Raw genomic sequence first — 18,220 nt, forward strand, 5'->3', positions numbered from 1 at the left:
GTCGCTAACGAAGACGGGGAATACCTGAATGAACGCGGCGCCCTTGAATTTTTCGCGAGCGAGCTCGCTCCTACAAAAGGCTCAGCCCATCAGGTCCTTGATCATGCGCTCCTGTTCCATCAGCTCCCGTTGCCGGGCGTCGATCCGCGAAGACAGTGGGAAGTTGGTGCCGGCCTTGCGCTTGGCGAAGTCCAGTTGCTGGATGGCCTGGCGGTAGTCGCCGACCAGTGCAAAGTACTCGGCGCGGGCCTGATGCAGGCCGATGATATTGCCTGACAGGCCACGGGTTTCAGCCACCATGTACCAGACGTCCGGATCATCCGGACGAGTTTTGAGCAGATTTTCCAGCGCTTTTTCCGCTTCCGGCGCACGGTTCTGCTTCAGCAACAAGTCGACACGCACCTGGTTCAGCGGATAGTTGCCCGGATACTGAGTCAGCATCCGGTCAACCCGGGTCTGGGCGTCCGGCAGGCGATTGTTGGTGATGTCCAGATCGACCTGAGCCAGGTTGTAGATGATCTCGTTCGGTGACTTGGCCAGCAGAAGCTTGAGGTTTTCCCGCGCTTCGTTCAGCTGGCCGCCCTTGATCTGGGCGATCGCCAGGCCATAGCGTGCGACATCGTTCTTCGGGTTCTCATCCAGCTGCGCGCGAAAGCGCTTGGCACCCAGGCCTGGGGTTTCTTCGTAAATCAGCTGGACCCGTGCGCGAATCAGCTGATAACGCATGGTGTCTTCAATGCCACCCGGCCTGGCCTGCTCGGCGCGGTTGCGGGTGTCGGCGATCCGCGATTCGGTTACCGGGTGAGTCAGCAGGAATTCCGGCGGCTTGGCGTCAAAACGGTACTGGCGCGCCAGCCGCTCGAACATGGTGGGCATCGAGCGTGGATCGTAACCGGCCTTTTCCAGGTTCTGGATGCCGATGCGGTCGGCCTCCTGTTCGTTCTGGCGCGAAAAGCGTCGTTGTTCCTGAATCGCCGCCGCCTGCGTGCCCGCAATGGCCGCGATCCCGGCATCGCCGGCACCGGCAGCGGCAATCACGATCCCGGCCAGCAGCGCGGCCATCATCGGCACCTGCATGCGCTGTTGCGCTTCAACGCCACGGGCGAAGTGGCGCTGCGACAAGTGAGCCAGTTCGTGAGCGAGTACCGAAGCGTATTCACCCTCGGTCTGGGCATTGAGGAACAAGCCGCCGTTGACCCCGACAATCCCGCCCGGTGCCGCAAAGGCGTTGAGTTGCGGGCTGTTGATCAGGATGAATTCCAGGCGCCGGTCGTTGACCTGGCTGGTCTCCACCAGGCGGTAGACGCTGGATTCGACGTAATCCTTGAGCTGCGGGTCATTGAGCTGCGAAACCTGGCTGCGCAGGAGTGCCAGCCAGGCGCGACCCAACTGGTATTCCTGTTGCGGCGAGACAATGGCAGAACTGGCGTCACCGAGTGACGGCAGGTCGTCGGCGAAGCCCGGTGAGGCGAGCAGGCAAGCGAGCGTCAGCAGGGTAGGGCGCAAAAAAGTCATGCACAAAGCCTTGAGTCGACAAAGACCTTACTGTAGCCGGACAGTACGCTTCGGACCAGATATTCTAAGCCGTTCGACCACCTGACCCGGAGTGACGCAATGACCGACGCTGTAGCCCATGACGCCGAACTGGACGCCAGCGGCCTGAATTGCCCGTTGCCGTTGCTCAAGGCCAAGCTGGAACTCAATCGCATGGCCAGCGGCGCGGTGCTCAAGGTGATCGCCACCGATGCGGGTTCGCAGCGTGACTTCCGCACCTTTGCCCGATTGGCCGGTCATACGCTGCTTCGTGAAGAAGATGAAGCGGGCGTTTACCGCTACTGGTTGAAAAAAGCCTGAAAACTGCTGCGTTCGTTGCTAAGGATTATTGATGTTCAAAGTGTTACGCGACTGGATTCAGCGTTATTTCTCCGATGAAGAAGCGGTGGTGCTGGCGGTTCTGCTGTTTCTGGCGTTCACCGCTGTGCTTACCCTTGGCGGCATGCTCGCGCCGGTGCTCGCCGGGATGGTGCTGGCGTATCTGATGCAGGGGTTGGTGGTGACGCTTGAACGCCTGCGCGTGCCGGGTGGTGTGGCCGTGGGGCTGGTCTTTGCCTTGTTCATGGGCGTTTTGCTGGTATTTATCATTGTCCTGGTGCCGTTGCTCTGGCATCAATTGATCACGCTGTTCAACGAGTTGCCCGGCATGCTCGCCAAGTGGCAATCGCTGTTGTTGCTACTGCCCGAGCGCTATCCGCATCTGGTCTCCGACGAACAGGTGCTGCAGGCCATTGAAGTGGCGCGGGGCGAGATCGGCAAGTTCGGTCAATGGGCGCTGACCTTTTCGCTGTCGAGTCTGCCGCTGCTGGTCAACATCATGATTTACCTGGTCCTGGTGCCGATTCTGGTGTTTTTCTTTCTCAAGGACCGGGAAATGATTGGCCAGTGGGTTCGCGGTTACTTGCCCCGTGAGCGCGCGTTGATTACTCGCGTCGCCCATGAGATGAACCGGCAGATTGCCAACTACATCCGCGGCAAGGTCATCGAGATTTTCATTTGCGGTGGCGTGACCTACATCGGATTTGTCGTGCTGGGGCTCAACTACGCGGCGTTGTTGGCGTTGCTGGTGGGTGTGTCGGTGGTGGTGCCGTATGTCGGGGCTGTGGTGGTGACCGTGCCGGTGATGCTGATTGCGCTGTTCCAGTGGGGCTGGAGCGATCAGTTTATCTATTTGATGGCGGTCTACGGGATCATTCAGACACTGGATGGCAACGTGCTGGTGCCGCTGCTGTTTTCGGAAGCGGTCAACCTGCACCCGGTCGCAATCATCTGCGCGGTGCTGTTGTTTGGCGGGTTGTGGGGGTTCTGGGGCGTGTTCTTTGCGATTCCGCTGGCGACGCTGTTCAAGGCGGTGCTGGATGCCTGGCCGCGGAAGGAGCCGGTGGTGGCGCCTCTGCTTTGATGGATGACCCCGATTTTTCGGCGAGGCTAAGGTCCTCTTCGCGAGCAAGCCCGCTCCCACAGGATTGATGCGGTCCCTGTGGGAGCGGGCTTGCTCGCGAAGGCGTCGTCACAGACGCCCAGTTAATCAGGCCTTGTTCAACGCCTGAGCCGCCGCCAAAACAGCATCCACATGCCCCGGCACCTTCACGCCACGCCATTCCTGACGCAGCACGCCATCCTTATCAATCAGGAACGTGCTGCGATCAACACCCATGTATTCCTTGCCATAAAGCTTCTTCAGCTTGATCGCATCAAACAGCTGGCACAGCGCTTCTTCCTTGTCGCTGATCAGTTCGAAGGTGAACGCTTGCTTGGCCTTGAAGTTCTCGTGAGATTTCAGACTGTCGCGGGACACGCCGAAGACTTCAGTGTTAGCCGCTTTAAAGGCGCTCAGCTGATCGCGAAAGCCCTGGCCTTGGGTCGTGCAACCCGGCGTGCTGTCCTTCGGATAGAAGTAGATCACCACTTGCTTGCCTTTGAGGCCAGCGAGATTGATGGTCTGCCCGCTGGTGGCGGGGGCTTCGAAGTCGGCAACCGGTTGGTCGATGGCAACGGCCATGAAAGCTTCCTTACATTGGGTTTTGTGGGCGCCACGGTTCGATCAGGGCATCCAGGTTCAGCGCGTCGGCGAAATCCAGGAACTGATCGCGCAACCAGCTGATCTGCACGCCGGCCGGCAACGTCACGGTAAACGTGGCGTTGAGCATGGTGCCGCCGGTTTGCGGTGCCTGATAGGTGTCGCAGGTCAGGTTTTCCAGCTCGACGTTGTGGTCCATGAAGAACTGGCACAGCTCGTTGATGATGTCCGAGCGGTACGCCGAGCTGACATAGGCGACGTACGGCAGGGCCTGAGGACGGTTTTCCAGCGCCGCGCTACGCACCACGTTAACCGTGAAGGCGTGCTTCTTGGCGAGGCTCGGCAGGCTGCCTTCGAGGCGCGCCAAGGCGTCCCAGCTACCGGAGATCTCGAGGATCAACGCACTGCACTCGCCATGACGGGTCAGGCGAGAGGTGACCACGGCGCAGCGGTTTTCATGGCTGGCGCGGCACAGGACGTTAGTCAGCTCCATGGGGTTGGCGCCGAGGGCACTGATGACAAGGAATTGTTCGCGAACTGTGGGGGTGGACATGCAGCATTCCTAAAGCGATGAGCGGTCGATACTTCTACGGGCTTTTTTTACCGGGGGCGAGCCTGCGGATGCGAATTCAGAAAACCCGGGCCGAAGGTTGCAACGTGCTCCATTAAGGCAAGAGCGAAGGGTGGCAACGCTGGATCGGGGCTTGTGATGCCGAAAATGGAGGCTGAAACCCGGCGTACGAGCATGTCAGTACCGATCAAAGTCTGAAGGGTAGCGAAAAGCAGCGCCAAGGGGAATGGCAGCAGCGCAGTACTTCGCTTGTACAAGCATCTTGGCGCCAGTACCATTACGGCTCTCTTTTTCCGGCAGGAGCGGTTGCATGATTGCGGGCAGTATGGTGGCACTGGTCACACCCATGGATGCACAAGGTCGTCTCGACTGGGACAGCCTGAGCAAACTGGTGGACTTTCACCTGCAGAACGGCACCCACGCGATCGTGGCGGTCGGCACTACAGGCGAATCGGCCACCCTTGACGTGAACGAGCACATCGAAGTGATTCGTTACGTGGTGAAGCAGGTGGCAGGGCGCATTCCGGTGATCGCCGGTACCGGCGCCAACTCGACGCGTGAAGCCATCGAGCTGACCACCAATGCGAAGACTGCCGGCGCCGATGCCTGCCTGCTGGTGACGCCGTATTACAACAAGCCGACCCAGGAAGGCTTGTACCAGCACTTCAAGGCCATCGCCGAAGCCGTCGATATCCCGCAGATCCTTTATAACGTGCCTGGCCGTACGGCATGCGACATGCAGGCCGAGACCGTTATCCGTCTGTCGACCGTGAAAAACATCATCGGCATCAAGGAAGCCACCGGCGACCTCGATCGTGCCAAAGCCATCCTCGCCGGCGTCAGCAAAGACTTCCTGGTGATCTCCGGTGACGACGCCACCGCGGTCGAGCTGATCCTGCTCGGCGGTAAAGGCAACATCTCGGTGACCGCCAACGTTGCCCCGCGCGACATGGCCGACCTGTGCAACGCTGCCCTGAAAGGCGATGCCGTCACGGCCCGTGCGATCCATGAAAAGCTGATGCCGCTCAATAAAACCCTGTTTATCGAATCCAACCCTATCCCCGTGAAATGGGCACTGCATGAAATGGGCTTGATGCCGGACGGTATCCGTCTGCCGCTCACCTGGCTCAGCGTTGCCTGTCACGAACCGCTGCGGCAGGCCATGCGCCAGTCCGGCGTCCTGGTTTAATTGAGGAAGCACTACGCATGAAGCGATTGGCCGGACTTTCCGCACTTGCCTTGATTATCTCCAGCACCAGTGGCTGTGGATGGGTCTGGGGCCCGGAAGGTTATTTCCGTGACCGTGGTAGCGATTACCTGGAAGCGCAACAGACTGCACCGATGCAATTGCCAGCGGACGTCAGCACCGCTAAACACCTGGATCCGTTGCTGCCGATCCCGCGCAACGTGGCCGACGACACCGCCAAGGGCGAATACATCGTGCCTCGCCCGCAACCGCTGTCCGCTGCTGCCGACGCCAGTGCCTACTCGCTGCAGAAGACCGGTGACTCTCGCTGGATCGTCGCCCAGAACCCGCCGGCCGAAGTCTGGCCAGTGGCTGTGCAGTTCTTCCAGGACAACGGTTTCCGTCTGGATGAACAGCGTCCGCAAACCGGCGAATTCACCACCACCTGGCAGCATTCCGACGAACTGTCCGCAGCCATGGCCAAGCGCCTGAGCGCAGCCGGTGTCGGCGCTGACAGCGAAACCCGCGTGCGGGTCCGTATCGAGCCAGGCGTGCAGCGCAACACCAGTGAAGTCTATGTGGTCAGCGCCGAGCGTCCTGCCGGCAGCACCGCCGACGTGGCCTTCACCAACCGTTCGGTCAACAGCGGCCTGGACGCGGCACTGGTCGACGACATGCTCGCGAGCATGAGCCGCATTTCGGAGAAGGGCGGTTCGGTCTCGATGCTGGCTTCGCGTGATTTCGATACGCCAAGCCGTGTCAGCCTGAGCGAAGACGGCAGCGGCAACCCGGTTCTGAACGTCGGTAACGACCTGGACCGTGCCTGGTCGAGCGTCGGTCGTGCGCTGGAACAGGGCGAATGGCGCGTTGAAGACATCAACCGCAGCCTGGGCCTGTACTACATCAACCTGTCTGAAAAAGCCGAGAAGAAAGACGACAAGCCTGGCTTCTTCGGCAGTCTGCTCGGCAGTGGTCCGAGCAAGGAAGAAGTTGAAGCCCGTGCCGAGCGTTATCAGGTTCGCCTGAGCAAGGTGGGGGATACCGTTCAGGTCACCGTCGAGAAAAACATCAACACCGTGGCGCCGGCTGACGTGGCGCGCAAAGTGTTGAGCGTGATTCAGGACAACCTGGGCTGATCACATGCGTTTTGCCGTTCTCGGCAGCGGTAGCCAAGGGAACGGCACGCTGATAGCCAGCGCTGATACGTATGTGCTGGTGGATTGTGGTTTCTCCCTGCGAGAAACCGAAAAACGCCTGTTGCGCCTGGGTGTGAACCCGGCGCAACTGAGCGCGATACTCGTGACCCACGAACATGCCGACCACGTGCATGGCGTGGGTTTGCTGTCTCGGCGCTACAATCTGCCTGTCTACCTCAGTCGCGGCACCCTGCGCGGGATGCGCAAACCGATTGAACCGGCTGGCCTTCTGGCTGGCGGCGAGCAACTGCAGATCGGCGCACTGAGCATTGGCGTCATTGCCGTGGCCCACGATGCACAGGAACCGACGCAATATGTGTTCAGTGACGGTGAGCGACGCTTCGGCCTGTTGACCGACCTGGGCTCATACTGCAACAAGGTGCTGGACGGCTATCGGGACCTCGATGCGTTGATGATCGAGGCCAACCATTGCCGTGACATGCTGGCTCGCGGTCACTACCCGTACTTTCTCAAGCAGCGGGTGGGTGGTGAACTGGGACATTTGAACAACCACCAGGCGGCATTCCTGGTGTCCGAGTTGGGCTGGCAAGGCCTGCAACACCTGGTCCTGGCCCATCTGAGCAGCAAGAACAACCTGCCGCAGCTGGCCCGGCAATGTTTTGTCGACACCCTCGGGTGCGACCCGGACTGGCTGCAACTGGCCGATCAAGATTCAGGGCTCGACTGGCGACATATCGCCTAGCCCACCTACTTAGCAAGCGGAGCCCATCATGGAAAAACGTGAAGAACTCTACCGCGGCAAAGCCAAATCGGTTTTCAAGACCGACGACGCTGACCGCTTGATCCTGCTGTTTCGCAACGACACCTCGGCGTTCGACGGCAAGCGCATCGAGCAGCTCGACCGCAAAGGCATGGTGAACAACAAGTTCAACGCCTTCATCATGCAGAAACTCGAAGCAGCCGGCGTGCCGACCCAATTCGACAAACTGCTGGGCGACAACGAATGCCTGGTGAAAAAACTCGACATGATCCCGGTCGAGTGCGTCGTGCGTAACTACGCGGCCGGCAGCCTGGTCAAGCGCCTGGGCGTCGAAGAAGGCATGAAGCTCAACCCTTACACCTTCGAACTGTTCCTGAAGGACGACGCCAAGGGCGACCCGTTCATCAACGAATCCCACGTCGTGGCGTTCGGTTGGGGCACCGCCGAGCAACTGGTTCGCATGAAAGAACTGTCGCTCAAGGTCAACGAAGTCCTGAGCAAACTGTTCGACGACGCCGGCCTGCTGCTGGTCGACTTCAAACTGGAATTCGGCGTGTTCTCCGACGGCTCCATCGTCCTGGGCGACGAATTCAGCCCGGACGGCTGCCGTCTGTGGGACAAGGCCACCGGCAAGAAAATGGACAAGGACCGCTTCCGTCAGGGCCTCGGTGACGTCATCGAAGCCTACGAAGAAGTCGCCAATCGTCTGGGCGTACCGCTTTAATCGACGCAAGCATCTGATAGCACAGAAATATTTCGCTTAGGGGGTTCGCTTCCAGCAAAAGTGTTGTTATGATGCGCGCCGTTGGAGAGATGCCAGAGTGGCCGAATGGGACGGATTCGAAATCCGTTGTACCTTCACCGGTACCTAGGGTTCGAATCCCTATCTCTCCGCCATTACATAGAAAAAGCCCCGTAGCTGAATAAGCTACGGGGCTTTTTCGTTTCTGTAGATTTTTTCAGGGTGTTTTTAGGGGCGCCTGCAAGTAAGTACTAGGCGTCGGTATTCACCGGTGGCCATCTCGTCAACACCTTGTGTACATCATCCACAATTGCCTTGCTCATGGCGGTCAAGTAATGCGCTGCCCAAGCATGTCTATCTGTGTCCTTGGCGTAAGCCGCATCGACAGTCAACAGCTTGGCGAGGTACAGAAGGTCAGATGCTTGCGCCAAAGCATTCCCGACAGGTACGCCGGGATTTACGCGAAACAACGGCTGGTTGGAGCAATAGTGGAAGGGTGTGAGGCCAATGGTCGTCAGCTCGGGTTTGTCGCTCATTTGTCACCTCCTTCAATGAGGCAGCAGGTGAGGTCGAACTGTGAGGTTTTAGACGACTTGGAATTGCGTTGAGGGGAACGACTTCTTTTGTGCGGATTTACAGTGTCCATGTCTAGCTCCGTGACGTAGAGAGCTGCCCTTTCGTTACCAAGCGAATGGGTGGCAGCTGTGCGCAGGTTGGTAAACCGGGAGTCACGGAGACCGGCACGCCCGAAAGCGTCCCGCGCACAACCGCCATAACACAAGTTTTCAGGCGTAAAAACACCCAAGAAAATGTGAAGGGGGCGCTGTTGCGCAACTCGTCGGGTTACCAAGCCCGATCGCTGGATTTCCAGCGATGTCTGGAGAATATCTCGACGAAACGTGGAGCAACAAGACGGTGACCCGCCTTAAAAGCGGTTAACGCGCTTTCATGCGCAACTATCGGATTTTGCCTACAAACTCCACCGGAGTCACCCGCTATTCATGTCTTGGCAGATAGGAAATAGTGCTAGGCAGAACGGACTGCACAATTGGCAATCAGCGATTGGCGTCCGATTGATTTTGCCGGTTTCGCAGGAAGCAACTCTTAGGGGGCCGGATAAAACCCGAAAGGATGATTCATGTTCCAAAATGACCGCAACAATTTAGAACTCGATAAATTACAGGTCGAAATCCGAAAATTGTTGGCTGAGACTCGCAAGCTCACGGCCGAAGAAACCAAGCTAAAGCATGAAGCCATCTGGTACCCGTTTGCGGTAGGCGCGGGTATCGTGACCGCCATTGTCGCGGTTGCAGGCTTTTGGACTAAGTTCTAAGCGCTAGGACAGCAGAGTCATACATTGCCGCGCTTGAGTTTTGCCATCGCGCAGCCCACATTACTAGCATCGGTTCACATACCAGCCATGACTCGTGAGCCCCAAAGGAATACGCAAAATGCCCGCACATAGCAGGAATCAGGCAAGCATTGAGCCATTGCATCGTGATGTAGCCGCGTTGGCTGAAGAAATGCGCCGCCCGGCTCCGACCACAATCCGCGCTACGGTAGTGCCATTTAGCATCGGCGCAGCGTTCGCCCTGTCGCTCTTTGTCGCCATCGCTTTGGTGGCAAAGCTAGTCTAATCCCCTCGACTCCCCCCCGTGATATTACTCCGTCGCTGTGTTGAACACGGTGAAGCTGCTCAATCAGAGCAGCTTCGTATTAGCCCGTAAATCTTACGGCTGCGAGTGACCCAGTTTCCTCTTGATCAGCTCGTAGACATCCCTGTGGGTGGAGTTGTGCAGGGTTTTGTCCTTGCAGGCCGATTCCAGGAAAGTTTTGACCTCTTCCTTTGTATGAGGGCAGGGGCAGGGCTTTTTCGCCCTGCACGTAGCAGAGCTAGGGGCTAAGCCTGATGCTGCCAGGGGTTTGGACAAATCAGGAAGCGGCCGTCAGACGATGCCGGAGTCTGCCGCTGCACTAAACGAATAAGCCCTGCAAGCAAATCTGCAGGGCATCTCGTTTTTGCTGGAAGTGATTGTGCAAAAAAATAGATTTGTCCCCTAATCCCCCCTCACTGCGCCGCAAAATCTAAAGGGGGCGTTGTCCATGGATGTGGCGTTCTGGGTCGATCACGGTGAAGAGCTGGAGGAGCGATTCAACGCTTGGGCGAGTAATTAACAGGAATTGGCTGGACGTTGTAAAAGCGTCCAGTCTTCCGTTTGTTTTGTGAGAACCGGCATCGTCCTCGCGTAAGAAAAATAAGCCTGTTCACAAGAAAAATTACTCAGCCGAGTAGTTCGAATTACTGCCCACCGAATCCATTGGCCGCCCCGGGAATCATGGGGTTTCCCTTGAAATATCCCCTGACACTGAAAGACCTCGCCGCCCAAAAACCTCATCTACTCTGGTTTCGCAGGTCACTGATCTGCCGTTATCAGCCATCGCAAGGAGCGAACAATGTATTTTGAGATTTACAGGCAAACCCGTGGCACCCCCCATACTGGCAAAGGTCAATGGCGGTGGCGCTTGAGGGCGGGGAACAATGAAACGATTGCCAGCGGCGAGGCGTACGTCAACAAGGCGGATTGCGCGCATGCCATCAGCTTGATCAAGGGGACTCACGATCAGACCCCGGTTAAGGAAATCTAAGCCTCAAGTAGTGAAGCTGCTCAATCGGAGCAGCTTCATTTCAAGCAGACTGTCTGATCAAACGCAAACTACCTGAGTCGCATAGACGCCGATTGCGACAGCTACCTAAACTGTCAGCAGGTTTGGGGACTGGGGGGCAGTGGATGAATCGCAACGAACTACGCAAGGCGGATATCAACCTGATGGTGGTGTTCGAAACCTTGATGCTCGAGCGCAATGTCACCCGGGTGGCGGAGAAGTTGTTTCTCGGGCAGCCGACCATCAGTTCGGCGCTCAACCGCTTGCGTACGATGTTCAACGATCCGCTGTTCATTCGCGTTGGTCATCGCATGGAGCCGACCGCCAGGGCCGAGGAGCTGATTCAGTACCTGTCGCCAGCGCTGGATTCGCTGTCGGTGGCGTTGAGCCTGACCCGTGATTTCGACCCCGCCAGCAGCACCATGACCTTCCGTATCGGGCTGTCGGACGATGTCGAGTTTGGTCTTCTGCCGCCGTTGCTGCGAGCCCTGCGCCAGGAAGCGCCGCAGGTGGTGTTTGTGGTGCAGCATGTCGATTACTGGCGGATTCCCGATTTGCTGGCGTCCGGCGATATCACCGTTGGTATCAGCCAGACTCGCGGTCTCCCGGCCAATGCCAAGCGCAAATTGCTGCGGCACATCCAGCCCAGCATCTTGCGTGCCGATGCGTCCGACACGCCGCTGACCCTCGATGAATATTGCTCGCGCCCGCACGTGCTGGTGTCCCACACCGCTAATGTCAGTGGTTACGCCGATGAGTGGCTGGCGGAGATTGGTCGCACTCGCCAAGTGGTTTTATCCGTGCCGCAATACAGCTCGTTGCCAGCCTTGCTCGCCGGAACCGATCTGATCGCCAGCCTGCCGGATTACGCCGCCGAGGCGATGGCAGCCTCTGGTCAGCTGTTCACCGAGCCTTTTCCGTTCAAGACGCCGACCCTGGACCTGTCCATGGTCTGGCTCGGCCACGTCGACACCGATCCCGCTGAGCGCTGGTTGCGCTCACGTCTGGAGGCGTTCATGAGTGAGCGTTTTGAGTCGCCGCCGCCCCGGTGAGCAGGACAACTCTGTGCTATATGTACGACCTTTGCGCCAGCCTCAAGGAGCCACGTCATGCCTCACCTGCACATGGAATACACCGCCAACCTGCCCGAGCTGAATGCCGATGTGGCGCTGATCCGGCTGAACAATACGCTGGTGGCTTCCGGTCAGTTTGCTGCCGAATTCGACATCAAGAGTCGAGCGGTAAAGGTCGAGACGTTCAAGGTCGGCACGGTATTGGCTGAGCGGGCGTTCGTGCATGTGAAGCTGGCGTTGTTAAGTGGTCGCTCACCGGCGATCAAAAAACAGTTGTCCGAAAGTCTGCTGGCCGTGGTGCAGGAACTGTGTGAGTGGCCAGCGGGCGTGGAAGTCCAGCTGGCCGTGGAAATCCTCGACATCGATCGAGAGTCCTACACTAAGGTCGCCATCATCAACTGAGTTTCAGGTCATTTCCTGTTCGGTGCAGGCCTGCAGCACCTGCTCGCGTAACCAGGAATTGGCGCAGTCCTCATCGGCACTTTGACTCCACTGCATGTCGAGGGTGAACCCTGGCAGACCGTTGGGCGCTTCGCAGTGATTGAAGATGGCCTCGCTGGCCAGCAACTGCTGGATGCGTCGGGGCAGGGTGACGATGAAGTCGGTGCCGGTGATCATTTTCAGCGCCGCGCTGTAGCTGTTGGATCGCGCGACGATCTGCCGTTTTTGCGCCTGCTGCGCCAGCCAGCCGTCGACCATGTTGGTGGTGGACGTCCAGGGTGTTGGAAATACATGCCGGCGTTCGGTAAAGGCTTGCAGGCTTAAACGCTGCTCCAGCGGTGTGGCGCGTTTATCGAAGACACAGACCAGATCATCTTCCAGCAGCATCCGGGATTTGAAATCGGTGTGATTGGGATGAAAGTTAGGGCCGAAGCAAATCACCAGGTCGAGGCTGCCGTCGCGCAGTTCTTCGGCCGGGATGTCGGTTTCTAACTTGTGCATGTTGACCATCACCGGCCAATCGGCGAAATCAAACCGTTTCAACAGGCGCGGCAGGATCAACTGCTCGAAGTATTCCGGTGCGCAAATGTTGAAGGTGACCGGTTGCAAGGTGGGATCGAGCGTTGGTGCGCCGGCGTGACACAGGTTGATGCTTTCCAGAATTTTCAGCACGTGCGTGTGCATGGTGCTGGCTTTGTAAGTGGGGCGCATGCCGGCGCGGGTGTTGATGAACAACTCGTCTTCGAAACTGGTGCGCAGCTTTTTCAGGCAGTAACTCACGGTGGACTGGCTGACGCAGAGCGTTTCGGAAACGCCGGTGACGCTGCTTTGTTCATACACGGCCACAAACACCATGAGGTCCTGCATGTCGAGTTTTCTAAGCAAGTTACTGTTCAGCATCCATTCGTCTCGCTGTGATCCTTGCGCTGACTGAGCGCAAACTCGTGCGAATGATCCTAACGGAACGGTGGTGTCAGGAGAATGCTCTGTAGGAAGTTTCACTAATTGTTGTGAGGCAGTGCCGGTGTTCGTCCCATCGCTGAACCCACAGAAACCGGTGTGTTTCATGATGTCCGTTCCGGGTCAGTGAATGTGACGGGCGTAGTGCCGTGGGTTGAAGCGCAGGACCATCAGCAGCATCAGCGCCATGACGCCCGTCAGTGACCACCAGGCCCATTCGAAACTGCCGAGTTGATCCCGGATCATCCCGGCAATCAGTGGCGAGAGGCCGGCGATCAGGTAGCCGATGCCTTGAACGAAGGCGGTCAGTGCGCCCGCACGTTGGGGGTTGTGCAGGTGATCCAGCGATACGATCAGGCTCAACGGGAACAGTCCGCCGATGCCCAGCCCCAGCAGGCACGGCCACAACAGACTCAGGTGTTGCGGGCTGAGAATCAGCCCGCAGAAACCGGCCATGATCAGTGCCAGCAACACCACCAGCACCAAGCGTCGGTCACGACTTCGGTTGGCGATCGCAGGCGTCAGCAGGCCCGACAACACCTCCATGGCTGTCAGAAAACCCAGCAACAAACCGGCGGTTTGTTCGCTCCAGCCTTTTTCCACGTAGTACGGCGCCAGCCAGGCCAGCACACAGGTATAGGACGCGGTGCCCAGACCAAAGAAGATTGCGAGTAACCAGGCACGGGAATTGGCGAAGAACGACCCGTTTCGTTGCGCTTGAGCGGCCAGTGCCGGCATCCCCGAGCGATGGCCTAGCCAGAACAGCAATGCCAGCAGCGCCAACACCGCCCAGATCGCCAGGCCCATTCGCCAACTTCCGGTACGCGCCATCACCAGCGGCGCGTAGGACGCGGCAATCGCTGCGCCGCCCATGATCGACGTGACGTAGAGGCCCATGCACACGGAGACGTTGTCGCTGAAACGGGACTTGATCAGTGCGGGCATCAGCGCCTGGATCAGCGCGATACCGACGCCTGCCAGCACGGCACTGAGGATCAGTTCGGCCGCGGAGTCGAGGAACAGGCGCGACACCGTCGCCAGGCCGATGATCAGCAACGACACCACCACCGTGCGTTGTTCGCCGAGCCATTGGCTGACGCTGAGGCCGAAGAACATCGCCAGCCCCATGGCCATCACCGGCAGCATGGTCAGCAGCGATGCCAGGCTGAAGCTCAGTGGGATATCCCCGCGGATCACCGACAACAAAGGACCTACGGCGGCCATGGAGGGGCGCAGGTTCAGAGCGACGAGCATGATGCCAAGCATTAACCAAAAGGCGGGGCGAGAAGTTGCGCGAACGTTGTCCATCGATCGAACCTTGAATGACCAAGGCTCGATTAGGCGCGCGAGGCCTGGAGGCCGCAAATCAGAAAGTCCGGTGCGGTATTTAGAAATCAAATACCTCTGCCGCAACACTCATCCAAATGTGGGAGCGGGCTTGCTCGCGAAGGCGGCGTGTCAGTCAATACAAATAGTGACTGACACGCCGCCTTCGCGAGCAAGCCCGCTCCCACATTGAGTTCTAGGGTGGTCTATGGAATGTTTAGCCAACCCACTACCAAAGTTCTTCAAATCCCGATTTAACGACTTATCCAGCCATGTGACGCTGCTGCTCATCTGTTTACTGCGGTCTTCTCTATGGACGGTTGTCCGGTCGCACTTCCTTCCGAACTCGCCTTCTGGGCGTTGTGGCATTGCCGTCACGCGCGCCCGCCGGATTCCCGCCTTTCCCGTTGATTGTTCTTACAGATCCCGCCCTGAGCGCAGGGATCAGACCGGCAGCGCCTGCGCGTTTGCCTGACGCGCAAACAAGAGAATTCCTATGAGTTGTGCCACGACATCCTTCGCCACAAAGCAAGAAGCCCTGACCTTTCTTGAACAGAATCCGGATATCGAGATGTTCGAGTTGTTCATCCTCGACAACAACGGCGTGCCACGGGGCAAGTTGCTGCATCGCGATGAACTGCTGGCGGTGTACGAAAGCGGTCGGCCTCTGCCGAGCACCATTCTGGGCCTGACCATCAACGGCGATGACGTGGAAAACTCCGGGCTGGTGTGGGACGTGGGCGACATCGATTGCCGGGCCTACCCGATCAGCGGCAGTTTGTCGCGCATGCCGTGGCGATTGATTCCGACGGCGGCGGTGCAGGTCAGCATGCACCCGAAGGAGGGCATGCCGGCGACCATCGCCGACCCGCGCCACTTATTGGCGAAGGTGATCGAAGGCTTGCAGGCGGACGGTTATTACCCGGTCATGGCGGCGGAGCTGGAGTTCTACCTGCTGGATCAGCAGCGCGACAGCAACGGTCGGCCGCAACCGGCACGAGACGTTGACGGCGGGCGCCCGCGAGGCACTCAAGTCTACGGTTTGCGCGAGCTGGAGCAGATCGAGCCGTTCCTGGCCGACCTGTACAGCGCCTGCAAACTTCAGGGCATACCGGCACGCACGGCGATTTCCGAATACGCGCCGGGGCAAGTGGAAATTACCCTCGAACATCGCACCGACGCCTTGCAGGCGATGGACGAAGCCGTGCGCTACAAACGGCTGGTCAAGGGCGTGGCGCACAAACACGGGATGACGGCGTGCTTCATGGCCAAGCCTTTCGACGACCTGGCCGGCACCGGCATGCATATGCACGTCAGCCTCGCGGACAAGGACGGAAACAACCTGTTTGCCAGCGAAGCCACGGACGGTACGCCGCTGCTTAAACAGGCGGTCGGCGGCATGCTCGGCACCTTGCTCGATTCGTTGCTGCTGTTCTGTCCGAACGCCAACTCCTACCGTCGGTTCCAGACCAACAGCTACGCGCCGCTGGCCGCCACCTGGGGCGTGGACAATCGCACCGTGAGTTTGCGCGTGCCAGGCGGGCCGGCGTTCTCGCGACACATCGAACATCGCATTTGCGGCGCCGACGCCAACCCGTATCTGGCGGCTGCGGCGATCCTGGCCGGTATCCATCGCGGCATTCGCGAACAACTGGACCCGGGGGCGCCGGTGGAAGGTAACGGTTACGCCCAGGCCACGAAACTGTTGCCCACCGACTGGCTGACCACCTTGCGTGCGCTGGAAGGTTCGAGCTGGGCGCGAGATGCGTTTGGCCGTGAGTTTCTTGGCGTTTACCTCGCGGTGAAGCGGGCCGAGTACCGGCAGTTCATGGGCGAAGTCGGTGAACAGGATTGGCGTTGGTACCTGAACCAGGCCTGAACCATTCTCAAATACAACTTAAGTTTTGATCCAACACTAGAAGCCAACTAATCGTTGGCTTCTTTTTCACAAAAAATTGATGGTTGGCTGCCTAAAGTTAGTGCTGTCGCGGTAAATGAAATTTTCACATTTGCCGACGGCACTTCTTTTCAGGAACAGCCGATTATCATGTTGAAGATTAAAGCCGTGCGCCCGGAGTGGGTGACGTTGTTTGCCAGTGCCTTTCTGTTGGCCGGCTTCAATTTAGTGCTCTGGCAACACCTGTTTGAAATCACCGCATCCGACGGTAAAGGCATCGTCATGCGTGTGGCTTTCGGCTTGATGATTCTGGCTGTCTTCAACCTGGTGCTGACGCTGCTGGCGTTCCGGCCTTTAATGAAACCTGTGCTCACGCTTGTCTTTATGATCAGCGCGGGTGTTGCATACTTCATGAGTCAATACGGTGTTTTGATTGATGCCGGCATGTTGCGTAACTTCGCCGAAACCAATGTCACGGAAGCTCGCGGTTTACTCTCGATAAAGTTGATTGTTTATATTGTGTTGCTCGGTATATTGCCGTCGTGGTTGCTGTGGAGAACTCCGGTTAGTTACCGTCGCTGGCATCGCGAGTTATTAAGTAAAGTGTTGGTGAGTGTCGTGTCGGTGGCGGTACTCGGTGGCGTCGCACTGGTTAACTATCAGGGCCTGTCCTCGCTGTTTCGCAATCACCATGAATTACGCTTGATGGTGGTTCCGAGTAACTACATGGGGGCCACGTTCGGCTATCTGCGCGAACAAGTCGCTTCGGCTCGGCAACCCTTCGTCAAGATTGGTGAAGACGCGGAGAGAAACCCGGCCTGGCAAACTCACGGCCGCAAATCCCTGACCGTGCTGGTCGTGGGTGAGAGTGCCCGGGCCGAGAACTTTGGTGTGCTGGGCTACGACCGCGACACCACGCCAAAACTGGACAAGGAAGCGGGCCTGATTGCCTTCACCGATGTGCATTCCTGTGGCACGGAAACCGCCGTCTCGGTGCCGTGCATGTTTTCCAACATGGGCCGCAAAGACTACAACGCGAGCAAGGCAAAGAATGAAGAAGGCCTGCTGGATGTGCTCAAACGGGCGGGGCTGGACGTCATCTGGCGCGATAACCAGTCGGGCTGCAAAGGCACTTGTGATCGGGTCACCCTTGATGATGTGAGCAAACTGAAGGACCCGGTTCTCTGCGCCAACAGCGAATGCCGCGATGAAATTCTTCTGCAAGGTTTGCAGCACTTCATCGACACCCTGGATAAAGACACCGTGCTGGTGTTGCATCAGATGGGCAGTCACGGGCCGGAGTACTTCAAGCGTTACCCGAAAGAGTACGAGCGCTTTACCCCGGTTTGCGAAAGTAATGCGCTGAATAATTGCAGTCGCGAAAGTATCGTCAATGGTTACGACAACACGCTGGTGTACACCGACCATGTGCTGTCGACCCTGATCGATCTGTTGCGCAGCAATCAGGAAAAAGTCGATACCGCAATGCTGTATCTGTCGGACCACGGCGAGTCCCTGGGCGAGTACAACCTGTTCCTTCATGGCACGCCTTACATGATGGCGCCGGATCAACAGAAGCATGTCGCCATGCTGGCCTGGTTCTCCGACAGCTATCAGAAGTCGTTCTCGGTGGACACTCATTGCCTGCAATTGAGCCGTGACAAGCCGTTGAGTCAGGACAACCTGTTTCATTCGATGCTCGGTTTGCTGGAGGTCAACAGCAAGGTCTACAACCAGGACCTGGATCTGTTTGCCGGCTGCCGCGGTGCGGTGATTGACGGTGTCTTGGCCAAAGAGTGAGGGCCGCGACCTTTTTTTCACGTACCGGCCGTTAACCTGCGCCCCGGCAGATTTTTCCTACAAGAGCCC

General features: G+C 58.2%; 18 protein-coding genes, 1 tRNA gene and 1 pseudogene. 14 read left to right on the forward strand and 6 right to left on the reverse strand.

Features of this window, described 5'->3' with window-relative positions; all coding sequences use genetic code 11:
• Positions 1–81: 81 nt before the first annotated feature.
• Entirely contained in the window at positions 82–1,515 is a 1,434-nt protein-coding gene (locus tag ACA073_RS06695; RefSeq protein ID WP_497402536.1) for a M48 family metalloprotease, read from the reverse strand.
• 99 nt (positions 1,516–1,614) lie between these two features.
• On the opposite strand from ACA073_RS06695, the gene ACA073_RS06700 reads away from it, so the two are divergent.
• Complete coding sequence (locus tag ACA073_RS06700) at positions 1,615–1,854, forward strand: sulfurtransferase TusA family protein (RefSeq protein ID WP_028621876.1); 240 nt, start codon at positions 1,615–1,617, stop codon at positions 1,852–1,854.
• Between the two features lie 31 nt (positions 1,855–1,885).
• Positions 1,886–2,956 carry an AI-2E family transporter gene (locus ACA073_RS06705; RefSeq protein WP_461951457.1) on the forward strand — a complete coding sequence of 357 codons (1,071 nt, stop codon included), beginning with the start codon at positions 1,886–1,888 and terminating at the stop codon, positions 2,954–2,956.
• 126 nt (positions 2,957–3,082) lie between these two features.
• On the opposite strand, the gene ACA073_RS06710 is transcribed toward ACA073_RS06705, so the two are convergent.
• Both ACA073_RS06710 and ACA073_RS06715 read right to left on the reverse strand, forming a co-directional pair.
• Positions 3,083–3,556, reverse strand: a complete 474-nt coding sequence (locus ACA073_RS06710; protein ID WP_497402538.1) for a peroxiredoxin — start codon at positions 3,554–3,556, stop codon at positions 3,083–3,085.
• Positions 3,557–3,566: 10 nt separating this feature from the next.
• A complete protein-coding gene (locus ACA073_RS06715) occupies positions 3,567–4,127 on the reverse strand; it encodes a glycine cleavage system transcriptional repressor (protein ID WP_008034925.1) in 561 nt (186 codons plus the stop codon).
• A gap of 328 nt (positions 4,128–4,455) precedes the next feature.
• Here ACA073_RS06715 and dapA point away from each other — a divergent pair, with 328 nt between their 5' ends.
• From dapA to ACA073_RS06740, 5 genes are all read left to right on the forward strand, one after another.
• Positions 4,456–5,334 carry a 4-hydroxy-tetrahydrodipicolinate synthase gene (gene dapA, locus ACA073_RS06720; protein WP_497402540.1) on the forward strand — a complete coding sequence of 293 codons (879 nt, stop codon included), beginning with the start codon at positions 4,456–4,458 and terminating at the stop codon, positions 5,332–5,334.
• 17 nt (positions 5,335–5,351) lie between these two features.
• Positions 5,352–6,467 carry an NlpB/DapX family lipoprotein gene (gene bamC, locus ACA073_RS06725; RefSeq protein WP_497402542.1) on the forward strand — a complete coding sequence of 372 codons (1,116 nt, stop codon included), beginning with the start codon at positions 5,352–5,354 and terminating at the stop codon, positions 6,465–6,467.
• Positions 6,468–6,471: 4 nt separating this feature from the next.
• Positions 6,472–7,230 carry an MBL fold metallo-hydrolase gene (locus ACA073_RS06730; RefSeq protein WP_008034928.1) on the forward strand — a complete coding sequence of 253 codons (759 nt, stop codon included), beginning with the start codon at positions 6,472–6,474 and terminating at the stop codon, positions 7,228–7,230.
• Between the two features lie 28 nt (positions 7,231–7,258).
• Positions 7,259–7,972 carry a phosphoribosylaminoimidazolesuccinocarboxamide synthase gene (gene purC / locus ACA073_RS06735; protein WP_008034929.1) on the forward strand — a complete coding sequence of 238 codons (714 nt, stop codon included), beginning with the start codon at positions 7,259–7,261 and terminating at the stop codon, positions 7,970–7,972.
• An 83-nt stretch (positions 7,973–8,055) separates the two neighbouring features.
• Positions 8,056–8,145 (forward strand) — tRNA-Ser (locus ACA073_RS06740).
• 96 nt (positions 8,146–8,241) lie between these two features.
• Here ACA073_RS06740 and ACA073_RS06745 read toward each other — a convergent pair.
• Positions 8,242–8,526, reverse strand: a complete 285-nt coding sequence (locus ACA073_RS06745) for a DUF3077 domain-containing protein (protein ID WP_497402544.1) — start codon at positions 8,524–8,526, stop codon at positions 8,242–8,244.
• A gap of 602 nt (positions 8,527–9,128) precedes the next feature.
• Here ACA073_RS06745 and ACA073_RS06750 point away from each other — a divergent pair.
• From ACA073_RS06750 to ACA073_RS06770, 5 genes and pseudogenes are all read left to right on the forward strand, one after another.
• Positions 9,129–9,323 (forward strand): hypothetical protein, encoded by a 195-nt coding sequence (locus ACA073_RS06750; protein ID WP_497402546.1) that lies wholly within the window; start codon positions 9,129–9,131, stop codon positions 9,321–9,323.
• A gap of 737 nt (positions 9,324–10,060) precedes the next feature.
• A pseudogene (locus tag ACA073_RS06755) lies at positions 10,061–10,165 on the forward strand (hypothetical protein); the annotation flags it as partial.
• A 279-nt stretch (positions 10,166–10,444) separates the two neighbouring features.
• The gene (locus tag ACA073_RS06760) at positions 10,445–10,636 is read left to right on the forward strand and encodes a YegP family protein (RefSeq protein ID WP_497402548.1); all 192 of its coding nucleotides are present in this window, start codon (positions 10,445–10,447) and stop codon (positions 10,634–10,636) included.
• A gap of 143 nt (positions 10,637–10,779) precedes the next feature.
• Entirely contained in the window at positions 10,780–11,706 is a 927-nt protein-coding gene (locus ACA073_RS06765; RefSeq protein ID WP_497402550.1) for a LysR family transcriptional regulator, read from the forward strand.
• 57 nt (positions 11,707–11,763) lie between these two features.
• A complete protein-coding gene (locus tag ACA073_RS06770) occupies positions 11,764–12,129 on the forward strand; it encodes a 5-carboxymethyl-2-hydroxymuconate Delta-isomerase (protein ID WP_497402552.1) in 366 nt (121 codons plus the stop codon).
• A 3-nt stretch (positions 12,130–12,132) separates the two neighbouring features.
• Here the strand turns inward: ACA073_RS06770 and ACA073_RS06775 are convergent, their stop codons facing one another.
• Both ACA073_RS06775 and ACA073_RS06780 read right to left on the reverse strand, forming a co-directional pair.
• Positions 12,133–13,068: a LysR family transcriptional regulator gene (locus ACA073_RS06775; RefSeq protein ID WP_497402554.1), complete on the reverse strand. Its 936-nt coding sequence runs from the start codon at positions 13,066–13,068 to the stop codon at positions 12,133–12,135.
• Between the two features lie 183 nt (positions 13,069–13,251).
• Positions 13,252–14,436: a cyanate transporter gene (locus ACA073_RS06780; protein ID WP_497402556.1), complete on the reverse strand. Its 1,185-nt coding sequence runs from the start codon at positions 14,434–14,436 to the stop codon at positions 13,252–13,254.
• Between the two features lie 514 nt (positions 14,437–14,950).
• Between ACA073_RS06780 and ACA073_RS06785 the strand changes: the two genes are divergently transcribed.
• A complete protein-coding gene (locus ACA073_RS06785) occupies positions 14,951–16,333 on the forward strand; it encodes a glutamine synthetase family protein (RefSeq protein ID WP_497402558.1) in 1,383 nt (460 codons plus the stop codon).
• 168 nt (positions 16,334–16,501) lie between these two features.
• Positions 16,502–18,151, forward strand: coding sequence for a phosphoethanolamine transferase (locus ACA073_RS06790; RefSeq protein WP_497402560.1), 1,650 nt, complete (start codon positions 16,502–16,504; stop codon positions 18,149–18,151).
• Positions 18,152–18,220 lie beyond the last annotated feature (69 nt).

Source organism: Pseudomonas sp. LBUM1670 (assembly GCF_059695695.1).

Bases quoted from the DNA above. Each gene is read 5' to 3' on its own strand.
- ACA073_RS06715 (WP_008034925.1), bottom strand. From the start codon at position 4,127: ATGTCCACCCCCACAGTTCGCGAACAATTCCTTGTCATCAGTGCCCTC.
- ACA073_RS06785 (WP_497402558.1), top strand. From the start codon at position 14,951: ATGAGTTGTGCCACGACATCCTTCGCCACAAAGCAAGAAGCCCTGACC.
- ACA073_RS06710 (WP_497402538.1), bottom strand. From the start codon at position 3,556: ATGGCCGTTGCCATCGACCAACCGGTTGCCGACTTCGAAGCCCCCGCC.
- dapA (WP_497402540.1), top strand. From the start codon at position 4,456: ATGATTGCGGGCAGTATGGTGGCACTGGTCACACCCATGGATGCACAA.
- ACA073_RS06750 (WP_497402546.1), top strand. From the start codon at position 9,129: ATGTTCCAAAATGACCGCAACAATTTAGAACTCGATAAATTACAGGTC.
- ACA073_RS06700 (WP_028621876.1), top strand. From the start codon at position 1,615: ATGACCGACGCTGTAGCCCATGACGCCGAACTGGACGCCAGCGGCCTG.
- ACA073_RS06705 (WP_461951457.1), top strand. From the start codon at position 1,886: ATGTTCAAAGTGTTACGCGACTGGATTCAGCGTTATTTCTCCGATGAA.
- ACA073_RS06695 (WP_497402536.1), bottom strand. From the start codon at position 1,515: ATGACTTTTTTGCGCCCTACCCTGCTGACGCTCGCTTGCCTGCTCGCC.
- bamC (WP_497402542.1), top strand. From the start codon at position 5,352: ATGAAGCGATTGGCCGGACTTTCCGCACTTGCCTTGATTATCTCCAGC.
- ACA073_RS06780 (WP_497402556.1), bottom strand. From the start codon at position 14,436: ATGGACAACGTTCGCGCAACTTCTCGCCCCGCCTTTTGGTTAATGCTT.
- ACA073_RS06790 (WP_497402560.1), top strand. From the start codon at position 16,502: ATGTTGAAGATTAAAGCCGTGCGCCCGGAGTGGGTGACGTTGTTTGCC.
- ACA073_RS06745 (WP_497402544.1), bottom strand. From the start codon at position 8,526: ATGAGCGACAAACCCGAGCTGACGACCATTGGCCTCACACCCTTCCAC.
- purC (WP_008034929.1), top strand. From the start codon at position 7,259: ATGGAAAAACGTGAAGAACTCTACCGCGGCAAAGCCAAATCGGTTTTC.
- ACA073_RS06770 (WP_497402552.1), top strand. From the start codon at position 11,764: ATGCCTCACCTGCACATGGAATACACCGCCAACCTGCCCGAGCTGAAT.
- ACA073_RS06760 (WP_497402548.1), top strand. From the start codon at position 10,445: ATGTATTTTGAGATTTACAGGCAAACCCGTGGCACCCCCCATACTGGC.
- ACA073_RS06730 (WP_008034928.1), top strand. From the start codon at position 6,472: ATGCGTTTTGCCGTTCTCGGCAGCGGTAGCCAAGGGAACGGCACGCTG.
- ACA073_RS06775 (WP_497402554.1), bottom strand. From the start codon at position 13,068: ATGCTGAACAGTAACTTGCTTAGAAAACTCGACATGCAGGACCTCATG.
- ACA073_RS06765 (WP_497402550.1), top strand. From the start codon at position 10,780: ATGAATCGCAACGAACTACGCAAGGCGGATATCAACCTGATGGTGGTG.